This window comes from Galbibacter sp. BG1, from assembly GCF_013391805.1.
Taxonomy (GTDB): Bacteria; Bacteroidota; Bacteroidia; order Flavobacteriales; family Flavobacteriaceae; genus Galbibacter.
In genome coordinates, this window is sequence record NZ_CP058364.1 from 3,133,543 (window position 1) to 3,159,940 (window position 26,398).

The following is a 26,398-nucleotide window of genomic DNA, read 5'->3' on the forward strand; positions in this document are numbered from 1 at the left end:
AAGAACTTTAAATGACTGACCAGTTTAAGAAAATAGTACCACATCTTGTGGTATTTTTAGTTTTTATACTTATTTCAATTATATATTTTTCCCCAGCTCTCCAAGGGAAGAAAATCTTTCAAAGTGATATTGTTCAATATATTGGTATGTCCAAAGAGCGAAATGATTTTAAAGATCAGACTGGAGAAGAATCGTATTGGACGAACAGTGCATTTGGCGGGATGCCAACCTACCAGCTAGGAGCCAATTATCCTCATAATTACATTAAAAAATTAGATAAAACCATTCGATTTTTGCCGAGGCCGGCAGACTACCTGTTTTTATATTTTATAGGTTTCTACGTACTTTTATTAGTATTAAAAGTTGACTGGAAATTAGCAGGGATTGGAGCCTTGGCTTTTGGTTTTTCTACCTATCTCATTATAATTTTAGGGGTCGGACACAATGCCAAAGCCCATGCCATTGGGTATTTTCCATTTGTTTTGGCTGGAATTGTCTTAGCTTTCCGAAGAAAATATGTTAGCGGATTTTTACTGACAGCATTTGCTATGGCGTTGGAGATCAATGCAAACCATTTTCAAATGACCTATTATTTAATGCTTTTGGTTCTGGTACTTGGATTGGTTTACCTTTACGATGCCTTTAAAAAGAAAGAATTGCCTCAGTTTTTTAAAACCGTAGGGATTTTAGCTGTTGCTGTTGTTTTAGCTGTAGCTACAAACGCTACCAATTTAATGGCAACCCAAGAGTATGCAAAATGGAGCACAAGGGGAAAAAGTGAATTAACACTTAATCCCGATGGTACGCCCAAAGAGAGCACCAATGGCCTCGATAAAGAGTATATCACGCAGTATAGCTATGGTCTTTTCGAGTCTTTAAACCTTTTTGTCCCTAGATTGACAGGTGGTGGAAACGATGAAGAATTGGGTAAAGATTCCAATAGCTACGAATATTTGGTACGGCAAGGCGTTCCTCCAGCCCAAGCTCAGGACTTCGTGAAAAATCAAGCGGCACATATGATGTATTGGGGTGGTCAACCAATAGTGGCTGCACCGGCTTATGTAGGCGCGGTGGTGTTATTTTTGTTTGTTCTAAGTTTATTTTTAGTAAAGGGCAGGCATAAGTGGTGGTTGCTAGCAGGTTCATTAATTTCCCTAATCCTATCTTGGGGACACAATTTCGAAGCTTTAACCTATGCCATGATTGATTATTTCCCGATGTACAATAAATTTAGGGCCATAACCTCCATACAAGTTATTTTAGAGCTTTGCGTGCCCATTTTAGCTATTTTGGGTCTTAAAGAACTATTTGACGGTAAACTGGAAAAAGCCAAAAAGTTGGAAGCCTTAAAATGGTCTGCTATTACTTGTGTTGGAATTTTGGTGGTATTATTTTTTGCAAAAGGCGCTTTAGACTTCACCCACGCAAACGATTCTTATTACCGACAGCAGTTCGATCAAATGGGAATGAACCAATTAATGAGCAATATTAAAAAAGATCGGGAGGCACTGTATACCAAAGATGTTTTTAGAAGTCTATTGTTCGTGTTGATTGCCGCCGCTGTAATTTGGTTATTTATAAAAGAAAAGCTGAAGAAAAACTACACTATTATTGCTTTTGGAATACTTTTCCTGGTAGATTTGGTTGGAATCGATAGGCAGTATGTGAATAATGAAGACTTTGTATCGGCTCGGGTTTTAGAGCAACCATTTCAAGAGTCTGCAATAGATAAGCAAATTCTTCAAGATAAGGGATATTACCGGGTTTTTAATACCCAAGAGAGCATTAACGGGGCAAGTACTTCATTCTACCATAAATCCATTGGGGGATATCATGCAGCCAAGCCAAAACGTTTACAAGACTTGTTCGAATATCAAATATCAAAGAATAATGTAGCCGTTTTAAATATGCTGAATGTAAAGTATATAATTAGGCAAAACGATAAAGGACAGATGTACCCAGCAAATAATCCATATGCCAATGGTCCTGCTTGGTTTGTAAAAAATTTGAAAGCTGTAAATTCGCCTGATGCCGAAATGAAGGCATTGGATAGCATAAACGTAAAAACCACTGCAGTTTTTGATAAAAATAGGTTTGAAGGTGTTTCTGAAGGGGCTTTCACAGTCGATTCCACTACTTCGATTAAATTAATAGATTACCAGCCGAACGAGCTTACCTATAAGACTTCAAATAAGAATAATGGGGTGGCTGTTTTTTCAGAAATGTATTATCCGAACGGTTGGCAGGTCAGTATAGATGGCAAAGCTGTTGAAGAGTTCAGGGCGAATTATGCCTTGCGTGCTTTAGAAGTACCGGCTGGAGAACATACCATTACCTTCACTTTTGACCCAGAAGTCGTTAAAACTGGAGCTTCGATTAGTTTGGCCAGTAATATTTTACTGTTTTTACTGCTTATCGGTGGTGTTTTCTACGGAATTAAAACAAATATAAAAGAGGAGTAATACATTTCTAAGTCCATTTTCTGAATGAAAAAAGTTCTAATCATATGCTATTACTGGCCTCCAGCAGGTGGGCCGGGAGTACAACGTTGGTTGAACTTTGTAAGGTTTTTACCGGAATTCAATATAGAACCAATAGTTTTTGTTCCAGAAAACGCTGATTATCCTTTGGAAGATCTTTCTTTTCTCGATGAAGTGCCAGATCACGTGCGGGTTATTAAACACCCCATTTTTGAACCCTACAAATTGGCTTCCGTATTTTCGAAAAGTAAAACCAAGCAGATAAGTAAGGGGATCATTTCAGCTAAAAAACAATCCCTTAGCGAAAAAATAATGTTATGGATTCGAGGGAATTTATTCATTCCGGATGCCCGGGTATTTTGGGTGAATCCCTCAGTTAAATATTTAGAGAATTTTATTGCAGAAGAACAGATCGAGACCATTATAACTACCGGTCCGCCGCATAGCATTCACCTCATAGGGTTAAAATTAAAACAGAAATTAAAATTAAAATGGATTGCAGACTTCCGTGATCCATGGACGAATATTGGGTATCATTCCGAATTAAAACTTACCAACTTTGCGAAGAAAAAGCATCTTCAGTTGGAGCAGAAGGTTTTGAACAAAGCAGATGAAATTATAACTACAAGCTTTACCACAAAAAAAGAGTTTCAGGCTATTACAAAGAAACCAATAGAGGTAATTACCAACGGATATTTAAATTCAAAAAGCGCCCATGCAATTTTAAATAAAAACTTTACATTATCACATATAGGCTCTTTATTATCAGGAAGAAACCCTAAAATATTATGGAAAGCTATTGGGGAATTGTTAGCTGAAAACACTAACTTCAAGTCATGCTTTAAGTTACAGCTTGCAGGTGCTGTAAGTAACGAAGTTTTAGCCGCTATTAAAGCTGCTGGAATAAATGATAATTTAGAGGTACTAGGTTACGTTTCGCATGAGGAGGCCTTGGCCTTGCAACAATCTTCCCAGGTATTGTTATTAATTGAAATTGATTCTGAAAAAACAAAAGGTATTATTCCCGGTAAACTTTTTGAATATATGGCCGCCAATCGTCCCATTTTAGCATTTGGCCCCGAAGGTTGGGATGTGGAGCAGATTCTTAAGGAAACACAAACTGGATTTTATTTCGGGTATTCAGAAAAAGAAAAGATAAAACAGGCAATACTTTCTTATTACGAGTCTTATAAAACTGGGAATTTGTATGTAAATTCGACAAACATTAATAAATATCATCGGAAATCCCTTACGGAGCACTTAGCTTCAGTTATTTAATCTTTATGGGTGTTGTATTAAATCAAACATTTAAAAATACCATAATAACGTATGCCGGTTTTGGTATAGGCGCCATTAGTACACTATTTCTTTACACCAATTTTTTAACCGATGATTATTATGGGTTGGTTGCTTATTTACTTTCTGCTGCTAATATTTTAATGCCCATTCTTTGTTTTGGCGTACAGAACAGCTTGATAAAGTTTTACACCTCTTATGACGATATAAATGAACAAAATGCTTTTACAGGGTTTATGTTTGTATTGCCATTGGTTATTATAGTCCCCTCAGGAATTATAGGTGTTCTATGTTATCAATTTATAGCGGACTATCTCACCGAAAAAAATGAAATATTAGAGCCTTATGTTTGGACAATCTACGTTTTAGGATTTGCCATGGCGTATTTTGAGGTTTTCTATGCATGGGCAAAAGTCCATATGAAATCCGTTTACGGTAATTTCCTTAAAGAAGTCTATCACCGTGTTATTGTGGCTTTGTTGCTAATTTTGGTTTATTTCGATTTCCTTTCCGTCCCTGCTTTCATTTATTCATTGATGGGCGTTTATCTCTCCAGGATGTTTTTAATGCTTATAAGTGCTTTTATTATTAAAAAACCGGTATTTGTGTTACGATTGCCAAAGAATTATATAAGCGTATTGAAATATTCTTTTCTTATAATCCTAACAGGGTCGATCGCGGCGGTACTTTTGGATATTGACAAAGTAATGCTAGGGCAATTTAAAGATATTGAAAATATAGCCTACTATACCGTTGCAGTTTTTATTGCCATGGTCATTGCTGTCCCAGCTCGTGCCATGCATCAAATAACCTATCCAATAACCAGCAAGCTTTTAAATACCAGGAACTTTAAGGAGTTGGATGTATTGTACAAAAAAAGCTCTATTAACCTATTTGTAGTTGGCGGTTTCATTTTTTTATTGATTATGTTGAATATAAATGAAATGTACCGTCTTCTACCGGAGCAATATAGTGGGGGAGTACTGGTTGTTTTTTTAATTTCCCTGGCTAAACTATTCGATAATCTTATCGGAAATAACAACGCCATTATTTTTAACTCCGATTATTACAGAATGGTATTGTTTTTTGGGGTTTTATTAGCCGTTTTAACTGTGATATTAAATATTGTATTTATTCCTATATGGGGAATAAATGGAGCTGCATTCGCCACATTTCTAGCTTTTATACTTTACAACACCATTAAAATTTATTTTGTTAACAGTAAACTTCATTTACAACCATTTACAAAAAACACCTTTAAAACATTCTTACTTATATTCCTGTTGTTGCCTTTGTTTTATTTCTGGGACTTTCGTTTCAATCCGGTTTTCAACATCATCCTCAAATCTATTTTAATAGCTTTGGTGTTTGGGGTGCTTACCTATACACTTAAACTTTCCGAAGATATAAACAAGCTTGTAGATAGCTATCTAAAAACAAAAAATCCGTAACATTTCTGTATACGGATTTTTCCATTAACGAACGAACTATTAAACTCAAGTATAAGACTTAGTGTTTAATCTTTTTGCTACCGACGCATTCTATAAATTTCTACTACTGCTTCTACTTGTGGATCTTGTTGCCGAGGCGCCTCTAGAAGTACTGGATCTCGAAGACTTTACAGCTTTAGGGGTGCTTTTGCTTGTACGGCTGGAAACACTTCGATTCTCAGATGATCTACTAGAATTGGTTTTAGTAGACTTTTTTACAGTTGCCCTAGATACCGAATTACTTCTTGACGTATTCGTAGAACTACTATTTCTCGTTGGAGCACTGCTATTGGTATATCTGGAATCCTTACTGCTCCTGCTCGTCGATCTACTCGGGGTTTTTACATAATCGTTGTTTCTAGATGCGCTAGAAGATCGGCTATCGGTATTTCTGTAGCTGTTTCTATTTGGTGCAGCGCTGCTTTGTCTACTATACGAATTTTTATTATTGGAAGAGCTCGTACTTCTATTGGAGCTACTTCTATTGTTCTCGTAAGCCAAACTTCTATTTCTTACCGTATTCTGCACTTTATAGTCATTTCTTTTGCTAACCCTTCTATCGTTGGTATAAACAGCCCTACGTGGGTTACGCTCTTTGTAATGGTACGTTCTACCAACATTGGCATAAGATCTTCTGTAATTATTTCTATAAGGTCTGTAGTACGTATATCTCACTGGTGTGTAATACCTTCGGTAAGGCTTATAATATACCATACAATAAGCGGGTCTTGGCCTTACAAAATAACGGTGATAAGGCCTGTACACATACGCCCTGTTATAAACATTTATATAACCCGTACAATGGGTGTATACACCACTATTATTGTAATATATTTGAAGTCCGCCGATTCTGTTTACATAATTTCCGCGGTAAAATATGTCCACATTGCCTATTCTGTTCACTCTACCGTAAAAATCGTAGTAGATTGGAGTGTTTTCTACTTGAATAACAGCCCCATAATCGTCGTACTGTACATAAGCATCGTATCGATAGCCAGAATTAAAGGTAATGCTTACATTTCCCGTGTTTACACTCGCTCCAAAAGAATTTCCATTGTTAATATAAAAATCGAATTCTCCATCTGGATACACCGAAAAAGTCACATTATTTTCAGTAAATATAAAAGAGTTATTATATCCGTAATTCGGATTTATATGATCATTGTTTTTTGCTGAAGTAATACCAGTCCCTAGAAGAAACGTGGTAAATATTAAAAATAGATGTTTCATGATTTCTAAGATTTTAAAGTGAAAAAATCACTTTTTATTAGTTTTCATAGAAAAGAAATCAAACTACGTGCCAAAAAATAGGGATAAATGGAATTGGCTAGGTAATATATTGATAATCAGTATTTATATTTTTTTATTCTGAAGGATAGGAAGGGGTGAGATTTAAAACTTTAAGGAATTTTTCAATTTTTATACGAGTCTTGAAAAATAATTTTGGGTGGCGATGATTGTGGATAAAAAAAAGAAAACTCCACGGTTCGTTATTTAAAACGATGCGGAGTTTTCTCAACTAACCAACCAAAAAAAAATCAACTATGAAATTTGATTAAATAAAATCAAACAGCGTGCCAAAATTATTGGGTCGGTTGTTTTAACTATTTATTAGCTTTTTAAGGCTTTTAATATTTCTTGAATATCAGCTCTTTGAGTGTAATCTTCATTCACAAACCGGTAAATAACCTTGCCGTTTTCATTCAAAACAAAGGTTGCTGGCATTGGGAGTTCAAAATCCTCATTATTATTATGTTTTTTTACGTCTATCCCAAATTGATCGTAAATGGATTTCAGCGCATCCGGAAGACCGAATACCAATCCTAATTCTTTAGCAAACTCATTGTTTATATCGCTTAAAACTTCAAAAGAAAGATTGTTTTTTTCCGAAGTACTTAATGAATTATCTGGAGTTTCCGGTGTAATGGCAACAAGCTCTGCTCCATTCGCTTTAAATTCTTCTAGTGAATTTTGAAGGGCTTTAAGTTCCAAATTGCAATAAGGGCACCAACCACCGCGGTAAAAAGAAACAATTAACTTTTTATTTTTATTCAGTTCTTCTAAGTTCACCTCTTTTCCTTTGGCATTGGGAAGTGAGGTATATGGGAAGGATTTACCTTCTTTGATAGTTTTTTCAGCTAAATGATCTTTTTTTAGGTTGTTGGTTGCTTCATCCATTACAGCTAAAGCTTCATTCGGTATTTTCTCTCTATTTTGCTGATTTAATTGTTTTAATTCCGTAGTTAAAGACATTGATATATTTTTTTAGGTTTATATCAATTAAGACGAGCAAAATATTGCGCACTTACAGCAATGGCGTTAAGCTTATGTTAATCTGTGTAAAAGAACTTTTCGTACAACAAACCTGGGCCATCGCAAGCATCATATTGACTTTTGAGATTTCCGCTAGGGGTAAAAAACAAACATTCTTCAAGCCCTTCGTAGCAGGTGGCAATAATGGGGCTTTCTTCTTGGAATTTCAGAATAAAAAAATCGGAAGCGTTTTCGGTTTTAGTGGTAAAAGTTCCAGACTGCCTCAATATAGAATCGTTGTCTTTAACAACTCTAGTCTTGGTAAATGTGCTGTCCGCTTCAAAAACATATATTTCCTGCCACTCCATATTTTCTCCGATAGTGGTGGAGTTAGGAACGCTGCCTTTCATTTCTATGAGTCTCCAATTGCCCATTATAGAAACTTCTTTTGGGTAATTATTGTCATCATCATCTGTACAGGATGCGATTAATAGCAGTAGAGACAAAAAAAAGGCAGTTTTGCAAATTATCAATCGTAACATAATAAGATAAAAAGTTATCTAGTTTCTAATTTTAATTTAAAACAATCAGCGCTCCATGCATTTCATTAGCGGCTACATTTTCAACATTTCGCTATGGCAGTAGTTATTTATTAGATTCAGTTTTCTTATAATGGTTGCGTTCTATCCTATAATTTGTCTTTGAGATATTGCCCAGTGAAACTTTTACCTTCCTTGCTAACCTCTTCCGGTGTTCCGGCAGCCATGAGGTTCCCGCCTTTTTCTCCACCTAAAGGTCCTAAATCCACTATATAATCGGCGCATTTTATTAAATCGATGTTGTGTTCTACCACAATAATGGAATGGCCAATCTCCAATAAGGCGTCAAAGGATTTTAAAAGCTTTTTTATATCGTGAAAATGAAGACCGGTAGTAGGCTCATCAAAAATAAAAAGTGTTTTGTTTTTTGTTTGTCCTTTTACCAAAAAAGAAGCTAGTTTAATTCGCTGTGCTTCCCCGCCTGAAAGGGTAGAGGAGGACTGCCCCAAGGTTACGTAACCCAAGCCAACATCCTGCAATGGTTGTAATTTGGAGGCTACCTTGGTTTCTTTATGTTCACTAAAAAAAGCAACGGCATCATCGATGGTCATGCTTAAAATATCGTCGATGTTTTTATCGTTGAATTTAACTTCCAAAACTTCTTTCTTAAATCGTTTTCCTCCACAAGTTTCACATTCTAAATGAACATCTGCCATAAATTGCATTTCGATGGTAACTTCGCCTTCCCCTTTGCAGGTTTCGCAACGTCCACCATCTACATTAAAAGAGAAATGTTTTGGTTGATACCCTCGTAGCTTGGAAAGCTTTTGTTTGGAAAACAGCGATCTTATGTCGTCGTAAGCCTTTATGTAAGTAACAGGATTGGAGCGGGAGGATCGGCCGATGGGATTTTGATCTACAAATTCTACGGAAGTAAGGGAATTGTATTTACCTTCGATTCCAGTGAATTCCCCTACTTTTTCACCATATCCCCCTGTTTCCTTCAAGATGGACGGATAAAGTATACGCTTTACCAACGTACTTTTTCCACTTCCAGAAACGCCGGTTACCACGGTGAGTGCATTTAAAGGGAAAGTAACATCGATATTTTTTAAGTTGTTTTCTCGGGCGCCATTAATTTTTATAAAATTCTTACTTACCCTTCTCTTTTTAGGAACTGAAATTTCATCAACTCCACTGAGGTAATTAGCGGTAAGGGTATTTGCTTTTAGTATCTCTTTAAATGAACCGGTGGCTACTACATTACCACCTAAAGTTCCTGCTTCCGGACCAATATCGATAATTTCGTCAGCAGCTTTCATAATGTCTTCGTCGTGCTCTACCACAATCACCGTATTTCCTAAATCCCGTAATGACTTTAATACTGAAATTAGTTTTTCGGTATCTTTTGGGTGTAAGCCTATACTGGGTTCATCTAAAATATACATGGAGCCTACTAAGCTGCTTCCCAGGGAAGTGGCTAAATTAATTCGCTGCGACTCTCCACCCGACAGCGTATTCGATTTCCGATTTAATGTAAGATAGTCCAGCCCTACATTGCTAAGAAACTCCAAACGGCTGTTTATTTCTTTCAGCAATCGCTTAGAAATGGCTTCATCGTTTTCTGTAAGCGTTAACTCTTTAAAATGCTGCTGGAGTCTGTGCAACGGCATTTCCACCAAATCAGTAATGGTTTTGTTTCCAACCTTCACATAATTTGCTTCCTGCCTAAGACGTTTTCCCTTGCAGAGCGAACATTTGGTTTTACCGCGATACCTAGAGAGCATCACACGATTCTGAATTTTATAGCTTTTCTCTTCCAATTCATTAAAAAAAGCTGTCAACCCAGTAAAATACTTATTTCCATCCCAAACAAGTTCTCTTTGTTCTTCAGAAAGTTCATACCATGGCTTATGGATGGGGAAATCGAATTTATAAGCATTGTTTACCAATTGATCCCGGTACCAGCTCATACTGTCGCCACGCCAAGCAAAAATGGCATTTTCGTAAATGGATAAACTGGTATTGGGCACAATAAGCTCTTCATCCAATCCAATAACATCGCCATACCCTTCGCAACGCGGGCAAGCTCCATAAGGATTATTAAAACTGAACAAATGCACATTGGGTTCAAGGAATTGCATCCCGTCCAGTTCAAACTTGTTACTAAAAATAGTTTGATTGTTTGTTTCTAAGTTTTCTATGATACAAGTTCCTTTACCCTCGAAAAAAGCAGAATCTACGGCATCCGCTAAACGATTGTAAAAATCTTCATCATCTTTAACTATAATTCGATCGACCACTAAAAAGAAATCATGATCAATTTCTTTTTCAATTTCGTCGATGCGCAGTACTTCATCTTTATACTTTATCCTGGCAAAACCTTGTTGGGATAAAATCTCCAATGTTTTTAAAACGCTTCTTTCTTCTGGAATGTGCACAGGGGCTAATAGTAATAGTTTACTGCGCTCTTCAAAGGATTTTACATGGTTAACTACATCTGTTACCGTGTTCTTTTTTACTTCCTTGCCAGAAACAGGGGAATAGGTACGACCTATACGGGCGTATAACAACTTTAAATAGTCGTAAATTTCTGTAGTTGTGCCTACCGTAGAACGCGGATTGGTGGAGTTTACTTTCTGCTCGATAGCAATGGCTGGGGCAATTCCTTTAATATAATCAACTTTAGGCTTATTCAATCGGCCGAGGAATTGCCTGGCATAAGACGATAAGCTTTCCACATATCTTCGTTGCCCTTCCGCATACAAAGTATCGAAAGCCAATGAAGATTTACCGCTTCCCGATAAACCGGTTAAAACAACCAATTTATTTCTGGGGATTACGACATTTATGTCTTTTAAATTATGGAGTTTAGCTCCTTTTATTATAATATTTTCCTTTGGATTAACCTTGTTGATGTCTGTCATAGCAATTAAAACGAAACACAAAGATAAGAATCTATAGTTAGGTTTAGAAACCCATATTTAAGAAGATATTGAATGTTAAAATTAGTACCCTAACGTAAACAAATTGAGTGATTTGACAGTTAATAGATTGTCTGAATTTCAGCTGTTTTTATACGATTTATAAAAGGTTTTATAGCGCTCGTTAGATAATTTGGCTCGAAATTTGCTTTTTAATTGAGAATTATATTATATTTGGCAGCAAACGTAACTTAAAAAAATAGACGCCTATTCCATAAAATTACTTTAAAACTAATGTAACAACAGAAAGTTGCCTGTAAAGGTGACACTAACATTTCTTAAAAAGTAATTGTATGGAGCATACTCTTCAAGACTCTGCTTTAGTGGCAAAGTATATAAAAGGCGACGAACAATCCCTCGAAATTTTAATCAATAGACATTCTCAACGTATTTATAGCTTTATATTTTCTAAAGTATATGATAAAGACGTTACCGAAGATATCTTTCAAGACACTTTTATAAAAGTGATCAAAACCCTAAAACGTGGTAATTACAATGAAGAAGGGAAGTTCTTGCCTTGGGTAATGCGTATTTCGCATAACTTGGTGATCGACCACTTCAGAAAAAATTCCAGAATGCCTAAATTTGAGGGAAGCGACGATTTTAATATTTTTTCTGTTTTAGGGGATTCAACCTTAAATGCGGAGAAACAGATTATCAAAGATCAAGTAGAAACCGATGTTAAAAAACTCATAGATGAACTACCGGAAGACCAAAAAGAGGTTTTATTGATGCGTTTGTACAAAGACATGAGTTTTAAGGAAATTGCAGAACAAACAAACGTAAGTATAAATACGGCTTTGGGAAGAATGCGTTACGCGATTATTAATCTGAGAAAGATGGTAGAGAAGAATAATATTGTTTTAACCAATTAACACAATATAAAGTGAGTAGCTCCGTTATTAAATTATTAATAACAAAATTTGGGGCATGCAAAAACTTTACTCTTCTCAGAAACAGAAATCAGAAACGTTAAAACCCAAAGAATCGACTATTGAATTTTTACTTAGTTATTCTAAGGCTTTAAGTGTTATGAAGTACAAAAAGTTGGAGTTTGACACTTTGTTAAATTAAACTTTTTCTAAAAAGACCTGTTGTAAATCAACGGGTCTTTTTTGTTTTTTTAGCTTCATACTCCTTTAAAACCGATTTCCTACCGATAGTTTTGGTGATTATGTCTTTTTCTAGGTTCCATCCACGAGCTGGGGAATATTCGCGTGCGTAATAAATAATTTGCAGGTGAAGCTTATTCCACAAATGTTCGTCGAACAAGCGTTTTGCATCTTTTTCTGTTTGCGTAACATTTTTTCCATTGGAAAGCCCCCAACGGTACATTAATCGATGTATGTGCGTATCTACAGGAAAGGAAGGAACTCCAAAAGCTTGAGACATAACAACGCTGGCTGTTTTATGGCCCACGCCCGGAAGCGCTTCTAAAGCCTCCATGTCTGCCGGTACTTCACCGTTATATTTATCTATTAAAATTTGGGATAGCCCATGAATACCTTTCGATTTCATGGGTGAGAGTCCTACAGGCTTAATAATTTTCCTTATTTCATCTACCGTAAGCTTAACCATTTGATAAGGGTTCATGGCCCTGTCGAACAACATAGGTGTAATTTGGTTTACCCGGGCGTCGGTGCTTTGAGCGGACATTAATACAGCTATTAAAAGAGTATACGGGTCGGTGTGATCTAAAGGGATAGGTACTGTAGGATACAATCTTTCTAAGGTATCTACAACGAAATCAACCTTTTCTGCTTTGGTCATTTTTACGTAATTTTAAACAAAAATAGCAGAACAAAATTCAAATAAAAAAAATGTTTATGAAGACACTCAAAGCAGGCGATAAAGTACCGAACTTTAGCGTGAACGATCAAGATGGAAATAAAGTTTCTTTATCTGATTACAAGGGTAAAAAATTAGTTGTTTTTTTCTATCCAAAAGCGAGTACACCTGGCTGTACTGCAGAAGCTTGCAACCTTAGGGATCATTATAAGGAATTGCAGGAGCACGGCTATAGTTTACTTGGGGTAAGTGCCGATTCTGAAAAAAGACAATCGAATTTTAAGAACAAATACGAATTTCCGTTTCCGTTATTGGCAGACGAAGAGAAAGAGGTTATTAATGCTTTTGGTGTCTGGGGACCTAAAAAATTTATGGGCCGTGAGTATGATGGCATCCATCGTATGACATTTATTGTAAATGATGGAGTAGTGGAGCGTGTAATTGAAAAAGTAAAAACGAAAGATCACGCTGCGCAGATTTTGGAGGCGTAGATTAGATTATACAAAAATGCGGGTTTTACATTTGGCATGCTCGCATTTTTTGTTTTTAGTATTGGTATTATGCATTTCTCATCTTCAAAATCTAGAGAGGATATGTTGAGTTGCTAGGTTTTATTCGCCAAAATAGTTTTAATTACAATTTACAATAGAAATGGAATCTTTAATCATTGATTTTGCTAGGGAGAATAATGAAAAAGAAGCAATTAATCTTATTGATAATGAAAAAACATCTGTAAACGTAGAAGATAAGGATGGTTATAATTTATTGATGATATCACTTTTGCGAGGTCTAGAAGACCTATCATTAAAATTAATTGAAAGAAACATAAATTTAAAACATCAAGATTCCAAGGGGCAAACTATACTGCATCATCTGGCAATATTTTACAATGAAAAAATTTTACTGAAATGCCTTGAGGAGGGAGCTGATTTAAGTATTTCTGATATATATGGAAATCAATCTTTATGGACTACGGTTTTTAATGATAAGGGTTATGGAAAAAGGCTTGAAATGATTAAAATTTTAATGGAATATGGTGCTGATCCATACCATAAAAATAATGTTGAAAAAAGCCCTTATGACATGGCCAGAATAACTAAAAATAATGAAGTAAAATCGATTTTTGAAAATTATAAATAACTTGTACCATTAAAGGTAACCGCAAACCTTGCCAGCTCCCGCTAGCGTGAATATCTTGCTCGCGACAGATATAGGAAAGAACATAAAAAAAACGAAATGAACACTATAAAAAGATATCGTCATCTCGATATTATTGTGGTAAGAGTGCGAGCGTGACACTGGCACCAGTAGGCGATATACGGGCCAATAAAAATGAAAAGCTCTACCAATTTGCAAAAACTATGAATGTAGGGCAGGAGTGGAACCTCGCGGGAAGCGCCACCCTTACTTTAAACAATTTACCGGTTGGCGATGGTACCACTGGTTACCAACCCTATAAACCTTTTACGGTTAAAAGCATGTTGCAAAGCAATGATAACGGGCTTGTGTACCGTTATGCTGGGGAGAAATATTACGAACTTAAAGACCATTTGGGGAATGTACGCGTAGTGATAAGCGACCGTAAGGATTTAAACACTGCAGACAATACCCTAAGTGCCCATGTGGAGAGTTATAACAATTATTATCCCTTTGGTATGTTGCAACCAAACCGTACCTTTAACAACCCGAGGTATAGATACGGATTTCAAGGACAGGAAAAGGATGATGATCTTAAAGGGGATGGGAATAGTGTAAACTATAAATATAGAATGCACGACCCAAGAGTGGGTAGGTTCTTTGCGGTAGATCCTTTGTTTAAAGATTATCCATATTATACTCCTTTTAGCTTTAGTGGGAATAAATTGATAGGATATATTGAGCTTGAAGGGCTTGAGGAAGCTAGGATTAACCAAGCAATAGATTGGAATACAGCAATTAAAATGGCTGGCGATAAAGCTACTATTAATGAAATTCAAGAAAAATATGAATATATTCATGGTTTTACCTCACGGGCTGCAAATACTAGATTGTTCAAGTCTTTTTTCAAAAGTGATTTAGCTCAAAGTTTTATTGAGAAATATGGCTCCTTCGAGCGTGGCACTTACGAAATGACTCATGAAGAAACGATTGACACCCATCCTTCTCCAGTATCAATAATTCATGGAAATCATGAAGATTACATGCGAGGGGAGGCATCAAATTTCTTATCTGAATTAAAATATATAGAAAAAGGTGCTTCTAAATTTGTAGAATTGTCTGTGCTCAGTAAAGCAAACACTAAAGGAACTTTGGGTGTGTTTACTGTGAAATTTAGAGGTGATTTAAAACGAGAGGCGGAAGGAAATGGATGGAGTTTTAACGGAACAATGCAGTTTTTTGATGAATGGAATTTTGACCAAAAAAGTGAGGGAGAGAGAACAGCCAGTAGCGAGAATGCAACTGCTAAGGGAAGGAAATTTTTGTTAGGTCGACCTTTTGAAATAAAAAGCCCATTATATAAAGTTTACCAGAATAATGAAAACTCTGTGATTGATTGGTTTGAAAATATAGATTCATCATCGGATGAACTAAGTAAATTGGGAAAAACGGTTTCTAAATATTAATAAATTAAATAATTATGTTTAAAAAGTGGTGCAATGTTATAATAGTAATATTATTGTTACTAAGTTGTAATAAACAGAGGCGTAAAATAAAAGAGATAAATTCCATGTCTAAGATATATATTCCAATTAATTCAGAAATTTTGAATTATCATGATAATCTAGAATCATCTCTAGTTTATAAAATTAGAATCGATAGTACGAAATTAGAAAATTTTACTAAATACAATGTTTTTCGAACTTTGGACACATTTAGTAACAAATATGGTTATTCTTTCGACAGGACGACTTTTAATTCAATTGAGAATGGATTTCCTGATGGAGAAGAAATTTATGGAAGTAATCTAAAGATTTGCAACAAACACTCAACAAGTATAATATTTAATGATAAGGAATTAGTTATTTGGGGTGTTACGGACTATCCCGTATTTATAACGGACTCATTGTAGGTGGAAAATAAATAAATGCCCAGTTATTACGATTTCATGCGCTAGGGCGAGTATCTTGCTCGTGCCTAGTATAATTGAATATTATAAATGAAGGATTTAAAACATAAGACATAAACATAAAAATGATAACCAAATAACCCAAAAAATAGCCCTAAGCTATATACTTAAAAACCTACTTAATTATGAACACATTTTTTAGAATACTGGCCATTGTTATGGCTTTTTCCTCGATTTCCCATGCGCAGGATTTTACCCTAATTGCAAGTGATTCCCCAAAAGAGTATTGGTGCAATTATAGTGATAACGGTAATTTGTACACCTTTACTTATGGAGATTCCAAAACCGGTTACAAAACCAAAGTTACCACTTACAACAAAGACCTTGAAGTTATCTCGGAGCTTACTTCTAGCGAAACCCTGGATGGGAACGATATATATTATATTTCCAAAGACGGTACCGAATTCGCTTTCGATCGTTATGGCAACGAAGATAGGATCGGGGTGCTAACTCCAAGTGGTTATTTTAAGGTTAAAACATCCGCCAACCACCATTGTTTTACTACCAAAGATTTTTACCACACCATAGAGGTAAAGGAAAATGTTTTGGGTAACAAGCAGGGAATGGAATTATTGGTAGCCAACCTTAAAAAAGATAAAATTGAAACCTATGCATTGGAACATCCCAAATTTAAGGGAGAGGAAACTTTTGCCATTGGGGTCATGGATTACGGTCCGGAAAGTTTTAAGTACGGTTATATAAACCTGAATAGTGAGGAAAAGAACTACCGTAACTACATAGTGGTCGAGTATGATTTTAAAGGAAAAATCATCAAGCAGCAAAGTTTCGAGGTATCCTTACAGGAGGCAGAGTTTTCGTTCCTCAATGACGACGATCGTGCCTATAGCACCTTTGTATATTCCGGAAGCAGTAGTGTGGTTACTGCGGTTCACAATCCCAAGGCCAATGGCGTTTTGCGTTATGATGCCGGGGAGGATGTCTATTATGCCTACGGCGGTTATGAAAAAAGAAGGGATGTATCTGGGGTGTTTATCCATAAATACGATGCTACCGGAAAATTACTTTGGGAACAGCGCTATCTGTTCGATGATTTTAAACTAAAGTATTTAAATAGCTACAACCGTTTGATACGTTTGGATATCGGTTCCCAGAACATCGGGTTCAATGTCTATACCAGAAAAGGAAAAGATTATTGCGGATTTTATTTGGTGGATAAGCAAACCGGGGAATTAAAGAACAGTAGCGTACTTGACAACTATGGTTTTTACGGTGGCTATAAAAGTACAATGCCGTATACGCAAGATTCGAAAGCAAGGAAGCTCCTTTTAAGGACAAGGTGTTCGACCGTTTTGTAGCCTATGGAATGCTGGAAAACCCTTCGCTTGCCGAATTTATTGCCAATATGGGAGAAGACCACCTCTTTTTGGGACAATGGAACCCCGATGGCATCAATGTGCTTTACACTGCAAAAAAGAAAGATCCAAAAATACATTTTAAATCATTTAAAAATAACCAATCATTTTAAACATGGGCTGTAGTGGGAAGCATAACATAAAAGCTTGAATACTTTGGGTATTCAAGCTTTTATGTTAAAATTACAATTATTAATATTTCAATTCTCCTTGCTTTCCAAGATCTGGTTCATCTCCAGTAAGGGCACCTAATCCCATTTTGAATAGGGATACAAGTTTGTTGTGTTTAGTATCCCAATAGAAAACATCCCTAGGAACAACCTTTATGGCTGTTAGCTTCGGATCTTCTACACCGTCAAACCAAGCATCATCTGTCTTCTCGTATAAATCCTCTAAAACACTTTTGTCTTTTAAAATTTGAGCTTTTCCGTAAATATTTAAAAATTCCATTGAAGATTTATCGGAATAAATTAAATAGATGTCACTGCTACTTCGTATGTTGCTGTTATGGGTGCTTTCTGAGCTACTTAAAAACCAAACATTACCTTCCTTATCTACTTTCTTAGTGCTCATCGGGATGGCGTGTAATGGTGTCTTTTTAAGGTTGGTAATCATCATAGCGAAGTCAATCGATTTAGCTAAATCCCTTACCTTTTCTATCGCTTCTTTACTGTATAAATTTTCTTTACTCATATCTTAAGGTTTTTAGTGTAAATTACTTACTGCTATTGGTTTAGACTGTTAATTTGTCGCCAATGTTAAGATAATAAAAGCCTAATATTTTATATAAAAAAAGTGATTTACCGTTAGATAAATCACTTCAATATAAGTTAAGAAAAGAAAAATTTTACTCCTGTTTTTCTTTAGCCTTGAGTTCTTTTTTCGGTTTGTAATCAAACAACCCTTTTTCTTTGATGAGCTCTGCAATACCTTTTGGAAGCATTTTCTCCCATCCATCCTGTCCTTCAGCAATCATTTTTAATACTTCACGCGAGAAAATATCTAAAATGGAATCATCGTAATCGAATATATCGACTACTTTACCATTGTATTTAAAGAACTTATATAGTTCTTTCATACGTGGGTGTACTTTTAAGTTATTGCTGGTAGTTGTTAATCCAGTTTCTGGATCGATCATAGGGTATAGGTATACCTTCAAATCTTTATAGAAAAGCTTACCGAAGGCTTCCAAAATACCACCACTCAAGTGACGGTAGTACTTTTCATCAAATATATCCACCAAGTTATTGACACCCATGGTAAGGGCCATCCGTTCTTTGGAATACTCAGAGAAATATTCAACAAGTTTATAATATTCCTGGAAATTGGAGATCATTACCGTTTGTCCTAGCGAACAAAGTAGTCGCGCCCGATCCATAAAATCTTCTTCATCAATTTCACCTTCAGCACGTAAATTGGAAAGTGTAATTTCGAACACAACCACTGTATTGTCTACATCAACCTTGTTTTCACGAATAAATATGTCGTACGATTTTTTGTACATGTCCATGTTTACCATGGTAACCGGCCTAAAGCTACCTCGCAAGGCTAAAATGTTCTTTTTGTAGAGAATAGCCGCTGGCAGGATGTTATTCCCGTCGGGACCAAACATTACCGCATCGGTCATATCGTTTTTAACAAGCTGTAAACTCATTAATCTATTATCAACTTCTTCAAAACGCGGTCCGGAGAAATTTATGGTATCAATTTCAATGGTATCGTTATCGATATGATCGTAAAGGTATTTTAACAATTTTTTCGGTTTATGGTGTTTGTAAAAAGCCCCGTAAACTAAATTTACACCAACAATTCCCAAAGTTTCCTGTTGCAATCGCGCTTCGGTTTGCTTAAAGCGAATATGCAATATAATTTCGTTGTAGTCTTCTTCCGGGTCTAATTGAAACCTAATTCCTAACCAACCGTGACCTTTAAATTTCTTGGCAAAATCGATAGTGGCTACCGTATTTGCATAAGAGAAGAATATTTTATTCGGATTGTCTTCCCGTGGAATACGCTCTTCCATAAGGCGCATTTCGTGAGATAACATTTTTTTAAGTCGTGCCTCGGTTACGTACCTACCATCATCTTCAATTCCGTAGATGGCATCACTAAAACTCTTATCGTAGGCACTCATGGCTTTTGCAATGGTCCCAGAAGCACCACCTGCCCTAAAAAAATGCCTTACCGTTTCTTGTCCCGCACCAATTTCTGCAAATGTACCATAGATATCTTCATTCAAATTTATCCGTAATGCTTTGGATTTAAGCGATGGAACATTCTCAAAGTTCTTATCTCCTTTTAAAACTAGTGTCATTGCAGTTTTTTAATTTGTTACAAAGTTAAAAAGTTTAATGAAGCTATTCAGAATAATAATGATAAATTTGATAAAAAATTAGAGTTTTGAAAGTAACTTTCCTCGGTACGGGCACATCTCAGGGAATCCCAATAGTTGGGAGCGATGACCCAGTCTCGAAAAGTAACGACCCCAAAGACAAGAGATTACGTGTTTCGGTAATGGTAGAATGGGATTCTTATTGTTATATTGTAGACTGTGGCCCCGATTTTAGGCAGCAAATGCTTGCGAATAATGTTAAGAAAATTGATGGAATCCTGTTCACCCACGAACATGCAGACCATATAATGGGTTTAGATGATATTCGCCCCTTCTTTTTTAGGCAGGGGGATATCCCGGTATACGCACACTCTCGCGTTTTGGAGTCTTTAAAAATAAAATTCGATTATATTTTTGCCACCAAAGACAGGTATCCCGGCGCACCGGCGGTAAAAGAAAATGTTGTAGAAAATAACGTGAACATTCCATTGGGGAATATGGAGGTAGTGCCTGTTAATGCTTTTCATAACAGATTACAGGTATTCGGATTTAGATTTGATAAATTTGCCTACCTCACCGATGTAAAAACCATAGAAGCGGTAGAACGGGATAAATTAAAAGGAGTAGAGGTATTGGTAGTAAATGCACTTCGTAAAGAACCGCACCACTCTCATTTTAATATTGAAGAGGCATTGGAGTTTATTTCTGAAATAAAACCAAAGAAAGCCTATTTAACACATATTAGTCCGATGCTGGGTTTTCACCAGGTGGCTCAAGAAGAATTACCGGCAAATGTGTATATTGCTTATGACAATTTAACTGTTGAATTATAATGATTAAAACACCCCATTTATGAAAAGAAATATTTTCATGTATTTATTCTTCTTTGCGCTTTTATATATTGTATATCAATATGTAAGTTCAAAGAAATATTTTGAAAAGGAAACTGTAAAAATTGAAAATCTGGAAGCTGAAAATGAACAGCTAACCGATTCCATAAAAACACTTACACTGGATAAATTAGACCTTCAATATTTTTCTTTGGAAAACAACGAAGATGCCTTAGCTTATTACTACGATTATAATATTGATAACCCTGCTCGATACATAGCAGATAAGTTATTGGAAACCAATGAGCAAAAAGGGAATAATCCGTTGGTTCCTTACGATGGAATGTCTGGGGCACCCATGAAAATAAATAAGATTAAAGTTCTTAACCATAAATGGATTATTGCCGATTTTTCCGATGGAAAACATTGGGGGGAACTGTTTATAAAATACGAACTGAAAGAAGATATGGGGGTAGATTTTACCTTATTAGACCATTTGTTATACACAAGAAGCTAAACCTATGATAGTTTGGATATCCTTTATAACACTCATCGTTATTTTTTTAGCGATCGATTTGGGGATCTTTAATAAGAATCCGCATGAAATAACCAATAAAGAGGCCACCGTTTGGACGACCATTTGGGTAAGTACAGCGCTGCTTTTTTCTTTGGTTATCTACTTTATTTTTAAACACGGTTGGCTGGAAAACCCAGATAGCTTAACACCAACAAAAGCATTATTAAAATACATAACGGGATATTTAATAGAACTTTCCTTAAGTATCGATAATATTTTTGTGATTGCCGTTATTTTTACATCCTTTAGGATTCCCAAAATGTATCAGCACCGCGTGTTGTTTTGGGGGATTATTGGAGCTATTGTTTTTAGGGCATTAATGATATTGTTTGGAGTATTGCTAATTAAAAAATTCGATTGGATTATCTATGTTTTCGGGGCCTTCTTAATTTACACGGGAATAAAAATGGCCTTTGAAAAAGAAGATGACGCTTACGACCCAAAAGATTCATTTATTTATAAAACCATCCGAAAGATTATTCCGGTGACACCCATAATAAACAGCGAAAACTTTTTTGTACGTAAAAAGCATTTGTTGGTAGCCACGCCACTATTTATTGCGCTTATTGTGATAGAGTTTACCGATATTTTATTTGCTCTAGATAGTATTCCTGCAATTTTAGCAATCACATCAGATCCTTTTTTGGTGTTTAGTTCCAATATCATGGCCATCTTAGGTTTACGGTCTATGTATTTCTTTTTAGCAAATATGCTGGAGCGTTTTGGCTACCTTAAATACAGTTTGGTGGTAATCCTGAGTTACGTTGGGGTAAAAATGATTTTATCTCACCATGTTGATATTCCAGAATGGCTGTCGCTTACAATAATTGGAATGTCTCTTGGGGCTGGAATCTTATTTTCGTTATACAAGGAAAAGAAAGAGGTGGCGGAGTAACACGAAAATTTGTTTCTCTTGTTGAAATCCAGAATAGGGATTCAAGCTAGAATTCATTCATATCTTTGCAGTATGCTAGATCCATTTAAAGATCATATTCGCACGCATTTCCCTTTCCTTTTAACAGGGAGGTTAGCTATTGCCTCTAGCGGCGGTATTGATAGTATGGTGCTTACCCATTTGTGCAAGGAGAATGGACTTGATATAAGAATTTTGCATTGCAATTTTCAATTAAGAGGGGAGGAAAGCGATAAAGACCAGCAATTTCTAAAGTTTTATGCTGAAAATAAAGCAATTCCATTTTTTTCTACGGAATTTAACACAGAAACCTATGCAGAAAACCACAAAATATCCACACAGCTTGCAGCGAGGGAGCTTCGGTATGCATGGTTTAAAGAACAAAAAGATATTTTAGGGTTTGATTATTTGCTAACAGGTCATCATTTGGATGATAATTTAGAGACATTTCTTATCAATTTATCACGAGGAACGGGAATTGACGGACTTACGGGGATTCCTGAAGTAAATAATTACATCGTTCGCCCGATGCTTGTATTTTCTAGGGACGAAATTTTTCAGTATGCCCTAAAAAACAATATTAAATGGCGTGAGGATGAAAGCAATGTGGAGACTAAATACTTACGCAACAAAATAAGGCATGAGGTAGTCCCAAAATTAAAAGACATCAATCCAGAGGCGCTTCAAAATTTTCAAAAAACCATAAGTCATTTAAAGGGCTCTTCAGAAATAATTGGAAATCACCTAAAGGAGATCAAGTCTCGGATTTTTAAAGAAAACAAGAAAAGCGTAGAGGTTTCCCTTGAAGAATTGAAACAATTGAAGCCAAAAGAAGCTTATTTATTTCATCTTTTTAGCCCATTCGGTTTTACGGAAGTAAACGATTTGATATCGGTTATGGAGTCCCAGAGCGGAAAAAAGCTTTTTTCTAAAACCCATCGATTGGTTCGGGATCGGGAGAAGTTTATAATAACGCCCTTAAAAAAGGAGCCCGTTCAAAAGGACTTTTTAATTAAAAAAGAAGAAACTTCGATCACTACGCCCATCAATTTATCCATCGATTTACTAGACAATATAGAACTGGTAGACCGCACTATTATTTACGTTGATAAAGAAAAGTTAAAGTTTCCCTTAAAGCTAAGGAAATGGAAAAATGGTGATTACTTTTACCCCTTTGGAATGCAGGGAAAAAAGAAAATTAGTAAGTTTTTTAAAGATGAAAAATTTTCTTTGCCCTCTAAGGAAAACCAATGGTTGCTTTGCGATCGTGAAGACAAAATTATTTGGGTTGTTGGCCAAAGAGCAGATAACCGCTTTAAAGTGACCGAAAAAACGAAGCGAATTTTAAAAATAGAATGCATCGATGCGTAATTTACTAGTTGTTCTTTTAGTATTAGTAACTTTTTTCTCCCAAGCTCAAGACGCTGTAAAATGGAATACTTCCGTAGAAAAAATATCGGACACAGAGTATGAACTAATCATCAAAGCCGATATTACCGAACACTGGCATTTATATGCGCAAAATCAACCACTTGGGGAGGATGCTTCCATTATACCCACAGTTTTTACTTTTGAAAGGGAAGGAGATGGTTTTGAATTGATTGGTGCAACTGAGGAACAGGAGCCCATTACCGAGTTGGACCCTATTTTTGAAGAAGAACTTTCCTATTTCGATGGATCGGTAACCTTTATGCAACGGGTAGAAATCACGGATCCAACACTAAAAGGGATCATTGGATTGGTAGAATACCAGGCCTGTGATGACGAACGATGTATCTTCGCAGATGACGAACTCCTTTTCTCTTTGGATGGCAGCGAAATGGTGTCTGCTACCAAAAAAATTGATCAACAGAGTATAAACCTTGCGGAAAATCTTGAATTACCTCTTCAAAATAAAGAATTATTAAAGGATGTTCAGGGAAGCGATGTAAGTAAAGAGCGAGATTTAACCAGTTTGTTTATTCTTGGGTTTTTGGGCGGATTGATAGCATTGCTTACACCTTGCGTTTTTCCTATGATTCCGCTTACCGTTTCCTTTTTCACCAAACAAACAGGAAATAGGAAGAAAGGCATTTCCAACGCCATATTGTACGGAGCATTTATCGTTGGTATTTATATGGCTTTGAGCATTCCTTTTCACTTTTTAGATTCCATTGCTCCAGAAATCCTTAATAATATATCTACCAATGTCTGGCTGAATGTTACCTTTTTTGTGATTTTTATATTCTTTGCTTTTTCCTTCTTTGGTTATTATGAGTTGACCCTACCTTCCTCTTGGGGAAATAAAATGGACTCTGCATCCAGTTCTGGTGGACTTTTAGGAATCTTTTTTATGGCATTAACGTTGGCTATTGTTTCTTTTTCCTGTACGGGGCCTATTTTAGGTTCGCTTTTAGCGGGATCCCTTTCCAACGATGGGGGTGCGACCCAGTTAACCGTGGGAATGACAGGTTTTGGGGTAGCGCTGGCCCTACCATTTGCCTTGTTTGCCTTATTCCCAAACATGTTAAAATCGCTACCAAAATCTGGTGGATGGATGAATACCACCAAAGTTATTTTAGGGTTCTTGGAATTGGCACTGGCATTTAAATTTTTATCAAATGCCGATTTGGTAGAGCATTGGGGAATTTTAAAAAGGGAAATATTTATAGGGATTTGGATTATTATTGGTATTCTAATGGCACTTTACGTTTTTGGGATCATCCGCTTTCCACACGACGGTCCTAAGAAAAAACTGAGCTTTTATCGGGGTGTTTTTGGTATTGCCATTCTTGGATTCGTTGTTTATTTAATTCCCGGTCTTCAAAAGTCACAAGAATCCAATTTGAAACTTTTGAGCGGCTTCCCACCACCTGTATTTTACAGTATCTATCCGCAAGAAAGTGATTGTCCGTTAGGGCTTACGTGTTTTAAAGATTTTGAAGAAGGCTTGGCGTACGCCCAAGAGAATAACAAACCTATTTTACTGGACTTTACCGGATGGGCCTGTGTAAATTGCCGAAAAATGGAAGAAAATGTATGGAGCGAGCCAGAAATTTTTTCTTTATTGAATGAAGAGTATGTGTTGATTTCCCTTTATGTAGACGACCGAAAAGACCTTCCTAAAGAACAGCAGTTTAATTACAAATTAGATAACGGAAGGGTGAAATCCATAAAAACGATAGGGGATAAGTGGGCAACTTTTCAAGCCATCAACTTTAAAACGGCTTCGCAACCATATTATATTTTAATGTCTCCTGACTTTGAACTTCTCAACAGCCCTCAGCAATACACAGAAGATATTGCTTACTACGAATGGCTTAAAGAAGGTTTGGCCACATTTAAGGAGCTATAATTAAAATCTTCGGTTTAAGCTCTTTGAATTTATTTCTTTGGACATCGTATTCTTTGGACATCGTAAATTGAAGCATTGAATTTTATTCTAGAAAATTCGAACGTTTATTTTTGAGGGATGAAACAATCGAAAAATCTCCCAATTGCAGTATTTGTTGGAATTCTTGGGGTGGTGTTATTTTCAGCAAAAGCTGTCATGGTAAAACTCGCTTATCAATATAATGTAAGCTCTGTAAACCTATTAATGTTTAGAATGCTTTTTGCATTGCCGTTTTATATATTAGTGCTTATTTTCAGTAAGAAAAAAAATGAAAAACTAGAGAAAAAGGACTTTTTGTGGCTGGTACTGTTCGGATTCATTGGGTATTATCTAGCAAGCTATTTTGATTTTCTTGGGTTGCAGTACATAAAAGCAAGCATTGAAAGGATTATCTTGTTTATTTATCCTACGATAGTGGTAGTTTTATCCCGAATATTCTTAAAAAGACCCATTACAAAAGTCCAAATGCTAGCTATTTTACTCACGTATTTAGGTGTTATAATTGCCTTTTGGGATGAAATGGCGGTAGAAGGAGCTACATTTTTAGTGGGAGCGGGACTTATTTTTTCAAGCGCATTAACCTACGCTTCATACTTAACCGGGAGCGATTGGCTCATTCCAAAATTCGGGGTGGTTCGTTTCACCTCTTACGCTATGATAATTTCCTGTGCAAGTGTTGTTCTTCATTACGTTCTCTTTGAGCAAACTTCTTTACTAGGTTATCATCCCAACGTTTATTGGTTAGGCTTGGCTATGGCGGTACTTTCAACCGTCATCCCTTCCTATTTGGTTTCATATTGTATAAAAGAAATTGGCGCCTCCAATTTTGCGATTTTAGGTGGATTGGGACCCATTTCCACCATTGCTTTGGCGTCTATTTTTCTGGATGAAAAGCTAAGCTGGTTACAATTTGCCGGTACTTTTTTGGTGATTTTTGGAATCGTTCTTATTTCGGTAAATAAATCAACTTACAAAAAATCAGGTTCTTAACAATTTTAAGAAAAAGCTTGTTAATTACTTTACCCCTGCGGGGTTTCATTTTACCCCAGTATACATTATATTAG

The 26,398-nt window shown here is 36.0% G+C and carries 22 protein-coding genes; 15 read left to right on the forward strand and 7 right to left on the reverse strand.

All coding sequences use genetic code 11. The features are described from left to right. Positions 1-11 precede the first annotated feature (11 nt). Genes HX109_RS13555 through HX109_RS13565 form a run of 3 tightly spaced genes read left to right on the forward strand, consistent with a single transcriptional unit; the run spans position 12 to position 5,227 of the window. Positions 12-2,462, forward strand: coding sequence for a YfhO family protein (locus tag HX109_RS13555; protein ID WP_178952886.1), 2,451 nt, complete (start codon positions 12-14; stop codon positions 2,460-2,462). Positions 2,463-2,486: 24 nt separating this feature from the next. Beyond that, positions 2,487-3,758 carry a glycosyltransferase gene (locus HX109_RS13560; RefSeq protein WP_178952888.1) on the forward strand — a complete coding sequence of 424 codons (1,272 nt, stop codon included), beginning with the start codon at positions 2,487-2,489 and terminating at the stop codon, positions 3,756-3,758. A gap of 5 nt (positions 3,759-3,763) precedes the next feature. Further along, a complete protein-coding gene (locus HX109_RS13565; protein WP_178952890.1) occupies positions 3,764-5,227 on the forward strand; it encodes a lipopolysaccharide biosynthesis protein in 1,464 nt (487 codons plus the stop codon). A gap of 90 nt (positions 5,228-5,317) precedes the next feature. Here the strand turns inward: HX109_RS13565 and HX109_RS13570 are convergent, their stop codons facing one another. The 4 genes from HX109_RS13570 to uvrA all read right to left on the reverse strand — a co-directional run bounded on the left by HX109_RS13570 (position 5,318) and on the right by uvrA (position 10,985). Continuing rightward, positions 5,318-6,496: a hypothetical protein gene (locus tag HX109_RS13570; RefSeq protein ID WP_178952892.1), complete on the reverse strand. Its 1,179-nt coding sequence runs from the start codon at positions 6,494-6,496 to the stop codon at positions 5,318-5,320. Between the two features lie 381 nt (positions 6,497-6,877). After that, positions 6,878-7,519, reverse strand: coding sequence for a peroxiredoxin-like family protein (locus HX109_RS13575; protein WP_178952894.1), 642 nt, complete (start codon positions 7,517-7,519; stop codon positions 6,878-6,880). Positions 7,520-7,596: 77 nt separating this feature from the next. After that, positions 7,597-8,025: a hypothetical protein gene (locus HX109_RS13580; RefSeq protein WP_178952896.1), complete on the reverse strand. Its 429-nt coding sequence runs from the start codon at positions 8,023-8,025 to the stop codon at positions 7,597-7,599. A gap of 182 nt (positions 8,026-8,207) precedes the next feature. Further along, entirely contained in the window at positions 8,208-10,985 is a 2,778-nt protein-coding gene (gene uvrA, locus HX109_RS13585) for an excinuclease ABC subunit UvrA (RefSeq protein WP_178952897.1), read from the reverse strand. Positions 10,986-11,335: 350 nt separating this feature from the next. Here uvrA and HX109_RS13590 point away from each other — a divergent pair, with 350 nt between their 5' ends. After that, positions 11,336-11,917 carry an RNA polymerase sigma factor gene (locus HX109_RS13590; RefSeq protein WP_178952899.1) on the forward strand — a complete coding sequence of 194 codons (582 nt, stop codon included), beginning with the start codon at positions 11,336-11,338 and terminating at the stop codon, positions 11,915-11,917. A gap of 226 nt (positions 11,918-12,143) precedes the next feature. Here the strand turns inward: HX109_RS13590 and HX109_RS13595 are convergent, their stop codons facing one another. Next, on the reverse strand, positions 12,144-12,812 hold the full coding sequence (locus HX109_RS13595; protein ID WP_178952901.1) for an endonuclease III domain-containing protein: 669 nt from the start codon (positions 12,810-12,812) through the stop codon (positions 12,144-12,146). Between the two features lie 56 nt (positions 12,813-12,868). On the opposite strand from HX109_RS13595, the gene bcp reads away from it, so the two are divergent. From bcp to HX109_RS13620, 5 genes are all read left to right on the forward strand, one after another. Further along, positions 12,869-13,321, forward strand: coding sequence for a thioredoxin-dependent thiol peroxidase (bcp, locus tag HX109_RS13600; RefSeq protein WP_178952903.1), 453 nt, complete (start codon positions 12,869-12,871; stop codon positions 13,319-13,321). A 160-nt stretch (positions 13,322-13,481) separates the two neighbouring features. Beyond that, positions 13,482-13,970 (forward strand): ankyrin repeat domain-containing protein, encoded by a 489-nt coding sequence (locus HX109_RS13605; protein ID WP_178952904.1) that lies wholly within the window; start codon positions 13,482-13,484, stop codon positions 13,968-13,970. Between the two features lie 152 nt (positions 13,971-14,122). Then, a complete protein-coding gene (locus HX109_RS13610; protein WP_178952906.1) occupies positions 14,123-15,433 on the forward strand; it encodes an RHS repeat domain-containing protein in 1,311 nt (436 codons plus the stop codon). Between the two features lie 628 nt (positions 15,434-16,061). Continuing rightward, entirely contained in the window at positions 16,062-17,252 is a 1,191-nt protein-coding gene (locus tag HX109_RS13615; RefSeq protein ID WP_178952908.1) for a hypothetical protein, read from the forward strand. Continuing rightward, positions 17,234-17,422 carry a hypothetical protein gene (locus HX109_RS13620; RefSeq protein ID WP_178952910.1) on the forward strand — a complete coding sequence of 63 codons (189 nt, stop codon included), beginning with the start codon at positions 17,234-17,236 and terminating at the stop codon, positions 17,420-17,422. The genes HX109_RS13615 and HX109_RS13620 overlap by 19 nt, the downstream gene beginning before the upstream one ends. 79 nt (positions 17,423-17,501) lie before the next feature. Here the strand turns inward: HX109_RS13620 and HX109_RS13625 are convergent, their stop codons facing one another. Both HX109_RS13625 and HX109_RS13630 read right to left on the reverse strand, forming a co-directional pair. Further along, positions 17,502-18,002, reverse strand: a complete 501-nt coding sequence (locus HX109_RS13625; RefSeq protein WP_178952912.1) for a pyridoxamine 5'-phosphate oxidase family protein — start codon at positions 18,000-18,002, stop codon at positions 17,502-17,504. 154 nt (positions 18,003-18,156) lie between these two features. After that, on the reverse strand, positions 18,157-19,623 hold the full coding sequence (locus tag HX109_RS13630) for a TonB-dependent receptor (protein WP_178952914.1): 1,467 nt from the start codon (positions 19,621-19,623) through the stop codon (positions 18,157-18,159). A gap of 86 nt (positions 19,624-19,709) precedes the next feature. Between HX109_RS13630 and HX109_RS13635 the strand changes: the two genes are divergently transcribed. The 6 genes from HX109_RS13635 (at position 19,710) to HX109_RS13660 (ending at position 26,324) form a co-directional block, all read left to right on the forward strand. After that, positions 19,710-20,474: an MBL fold metallo-hydrolase gene (locus HX109_RS13635; protein WP_178952916.1), complete on the forward strand. Its 765-nt coding sequence runs from the start codon at positions 19,710-19,712 to the stop codon at positions 20,472-20,474. A 19-nt stretch (positions 20,475-20,493) separates the two neighbouring features. Next, complete coding sequence (locus HX109_RS13640) at positions 20,494-20,988, forward strand: hydrolase (protein ID WP_178952918.1); 495 nt, start codon at positions 20,494-20,496, stop codon at positions 20,986-20,988. 4 nt (positions 20,989-20,992) lie between these two features. Continuing rightward, on the forward strand, positions 20,993-21,943 hold the full coding sequence (locus HX109_RS13645) for a TerC family protein (RefSeq protein ID WP_178952920.1): 951 nt from the start codon (positions 20,993-20,995) through the stop codon (positions 21,941-21,943). A gap of 72 nt (positions 21,944-22,015) precedes the next feature. Further along, entirely contained in the window at positions 22,016-23,332 is a 1,317-nt protein-coding gene (tilS, locus tag HX109_RS13650; RefSeq protein ID WP_178952929.1) for a tRNA lysidine(34) synthetase TilS, read from the forward strand. Beyond that, positions 23,325-25,295: a protein-disulfide reductase DsbD family protein gene (locus tag HX109_RS13655; RefSeq protein WP_178952931.1), complete on the forward strand. Its 1,971-nt coding sequence runs from the start codon at positions 23,325-23,327 to the stop codon at positions 25,293-25,295. The genes tilS and HX109_RS13655 overlap by 8 nt, the downstream gene beginning before the upstream one ends. 117 nt (positions 25,296-25,412) lie before the next feature. Next, a complete protein-coding gene (locus HX109_RS13660; RefSeq protein ID WP_178952933.1) occupies positions 25,413-26,324 on the forward strand; it encodes a DMT family transporter in 912 nt (303 codons plus the stop codon). Positions 26,325-26,398: the final 74 nt, after the last annotated feature.

What these genes read in the sequence shown, in the direction of transcription:
- HX109_RS13555 (WP_178952886.1), top strand. Translation starts at nt 12, where the DNA reads ATGACTGACCAGTTTAAGAAAATAGTACCACATCTTGTGGTATTTTTA.
- HX109_RS13560 (WP_178952888.1), top strand. Translation starts at nt 2,487, where the DNA reads ATGAAAAAAGTTCTAATCATATGCTATTACTGGCCTCCAGCAGGTGGG.
- HX109_RS13565 (WP_178952890.1), top strand. Translation starts at nt 3,764, where the DNA reads ATGGGTGTTGTATTAAATCAAACATTTAAAAATACCATAATAACGTAT.
- HX109_RS13570 (WP_178952892.1), bottom strand. Translation starts at nt 6,496, where the DNA reads ATGAAACATCTATTTTTAATATTTACCACGTTTCTTCTAGGGACTGGT.
- HX109_RS13575 (WP_178952894.1), bottom strand. Translation starts at nt 7,519, where the DNA reads ATGTCTTTAACTACGGAATTAAAACAATTAAATCAGCAAAATAGAGAG.
- uvrA (WP_178952897.1), bottom strand. Translation starts at nt 10,985, where the DNA reads ATGACAGACATCAACAAGGTTAATCCAAAGGAAAATATTATAATAAAA.
- HX109_RS13590 (WP_178952899.1), top strand. Translation starts at nt 11,336, where the DNA reads ATGGAGCATACTCTTCAAGACTCTGCTTTAGTGGCAAAGTATATAAAA.
- HX109_RS13595 (WP_178952901.1), bottom strand. Translation starts at nt 12,812, where the DNA reads ATGACCAAAGCAGAAAAGGTTGATTTCGTTGTAGATACCTTAGAAAGA.
- bcp (WP_178952903.1), top strand. Translation starts at nt 12,869, where the DNA reads ATGAAGACACTCAAAGCAGGCGATAAAGTACCGAACTTTAGCGTGAAC.
- HX109_RS13605 (WP_178952904.1), top strand. Translation starts at nt 13,482, where the DNA reads ATGGAATCTTTAATCATTGATTTTGCTAGGGAGAATAATGAAAAAGAA.
- HX109_RS13615 (WP_178952908.1), top strand. Translation starts at nt 16,062, where the DNA reads ATGAACACATTTTTTAGAATACTGGCCATTGTTATGGCTTTTTCCTCG.
- HX109_RS13625 (WP_178952912.1), bottom strand. Translation starts at nt 18,002, where the DNA reads ATGAGTAAAGAAAATTTATACAGTAAAGAAGCGATAGAAAAGGTAAGG.
- HX109_RS13630 (WP_178952914.1), bottom strand. Translation starts at nt 19,623, where the DNA reads ATGACACTAGTTTTAAAAGGAGATAAGAACTTTGAGAATGTTCCATCG.
- HX109_RS13640 (WP_178952918.1), top strand. Translation starts at nt 20,494, where the DNA reads ATGAAAAGAAATATTTTCATGTATTTATTCTTCTTTGCGCTTTTATAT.
- HX109_RS13645 (WP_178952920.1), top strand. Translation starts at nt 20,993, where the DNA reads ATGATAGTTTGGATATCCTTTATAACACTCATCGTTATTTTTTTAGCG.
- tilS (WP_178952929.1), top strand. Translation starts at nt 22,016, where the DNA reads ATGCTAGATCCATTTAAAGATCATATTCGCACGCATTTCCCTTTCCTT.
- HX109_RS13655 (WP_178952931.1), top strand. Translation starts at nt 23,325, where the DNA reads ATGCGTAATTTACTAGTTGTTCTTTTAGTATTAGTAACTTTTTTCTCC.
- HX109_RS13660 (WP_178952933.1), top strand. Translation starts at nt 25,413, where the DNA reads ATGAAACAATCGAAAAATCTCCCAATTGCAGTATTTGTTGGAATTCTT.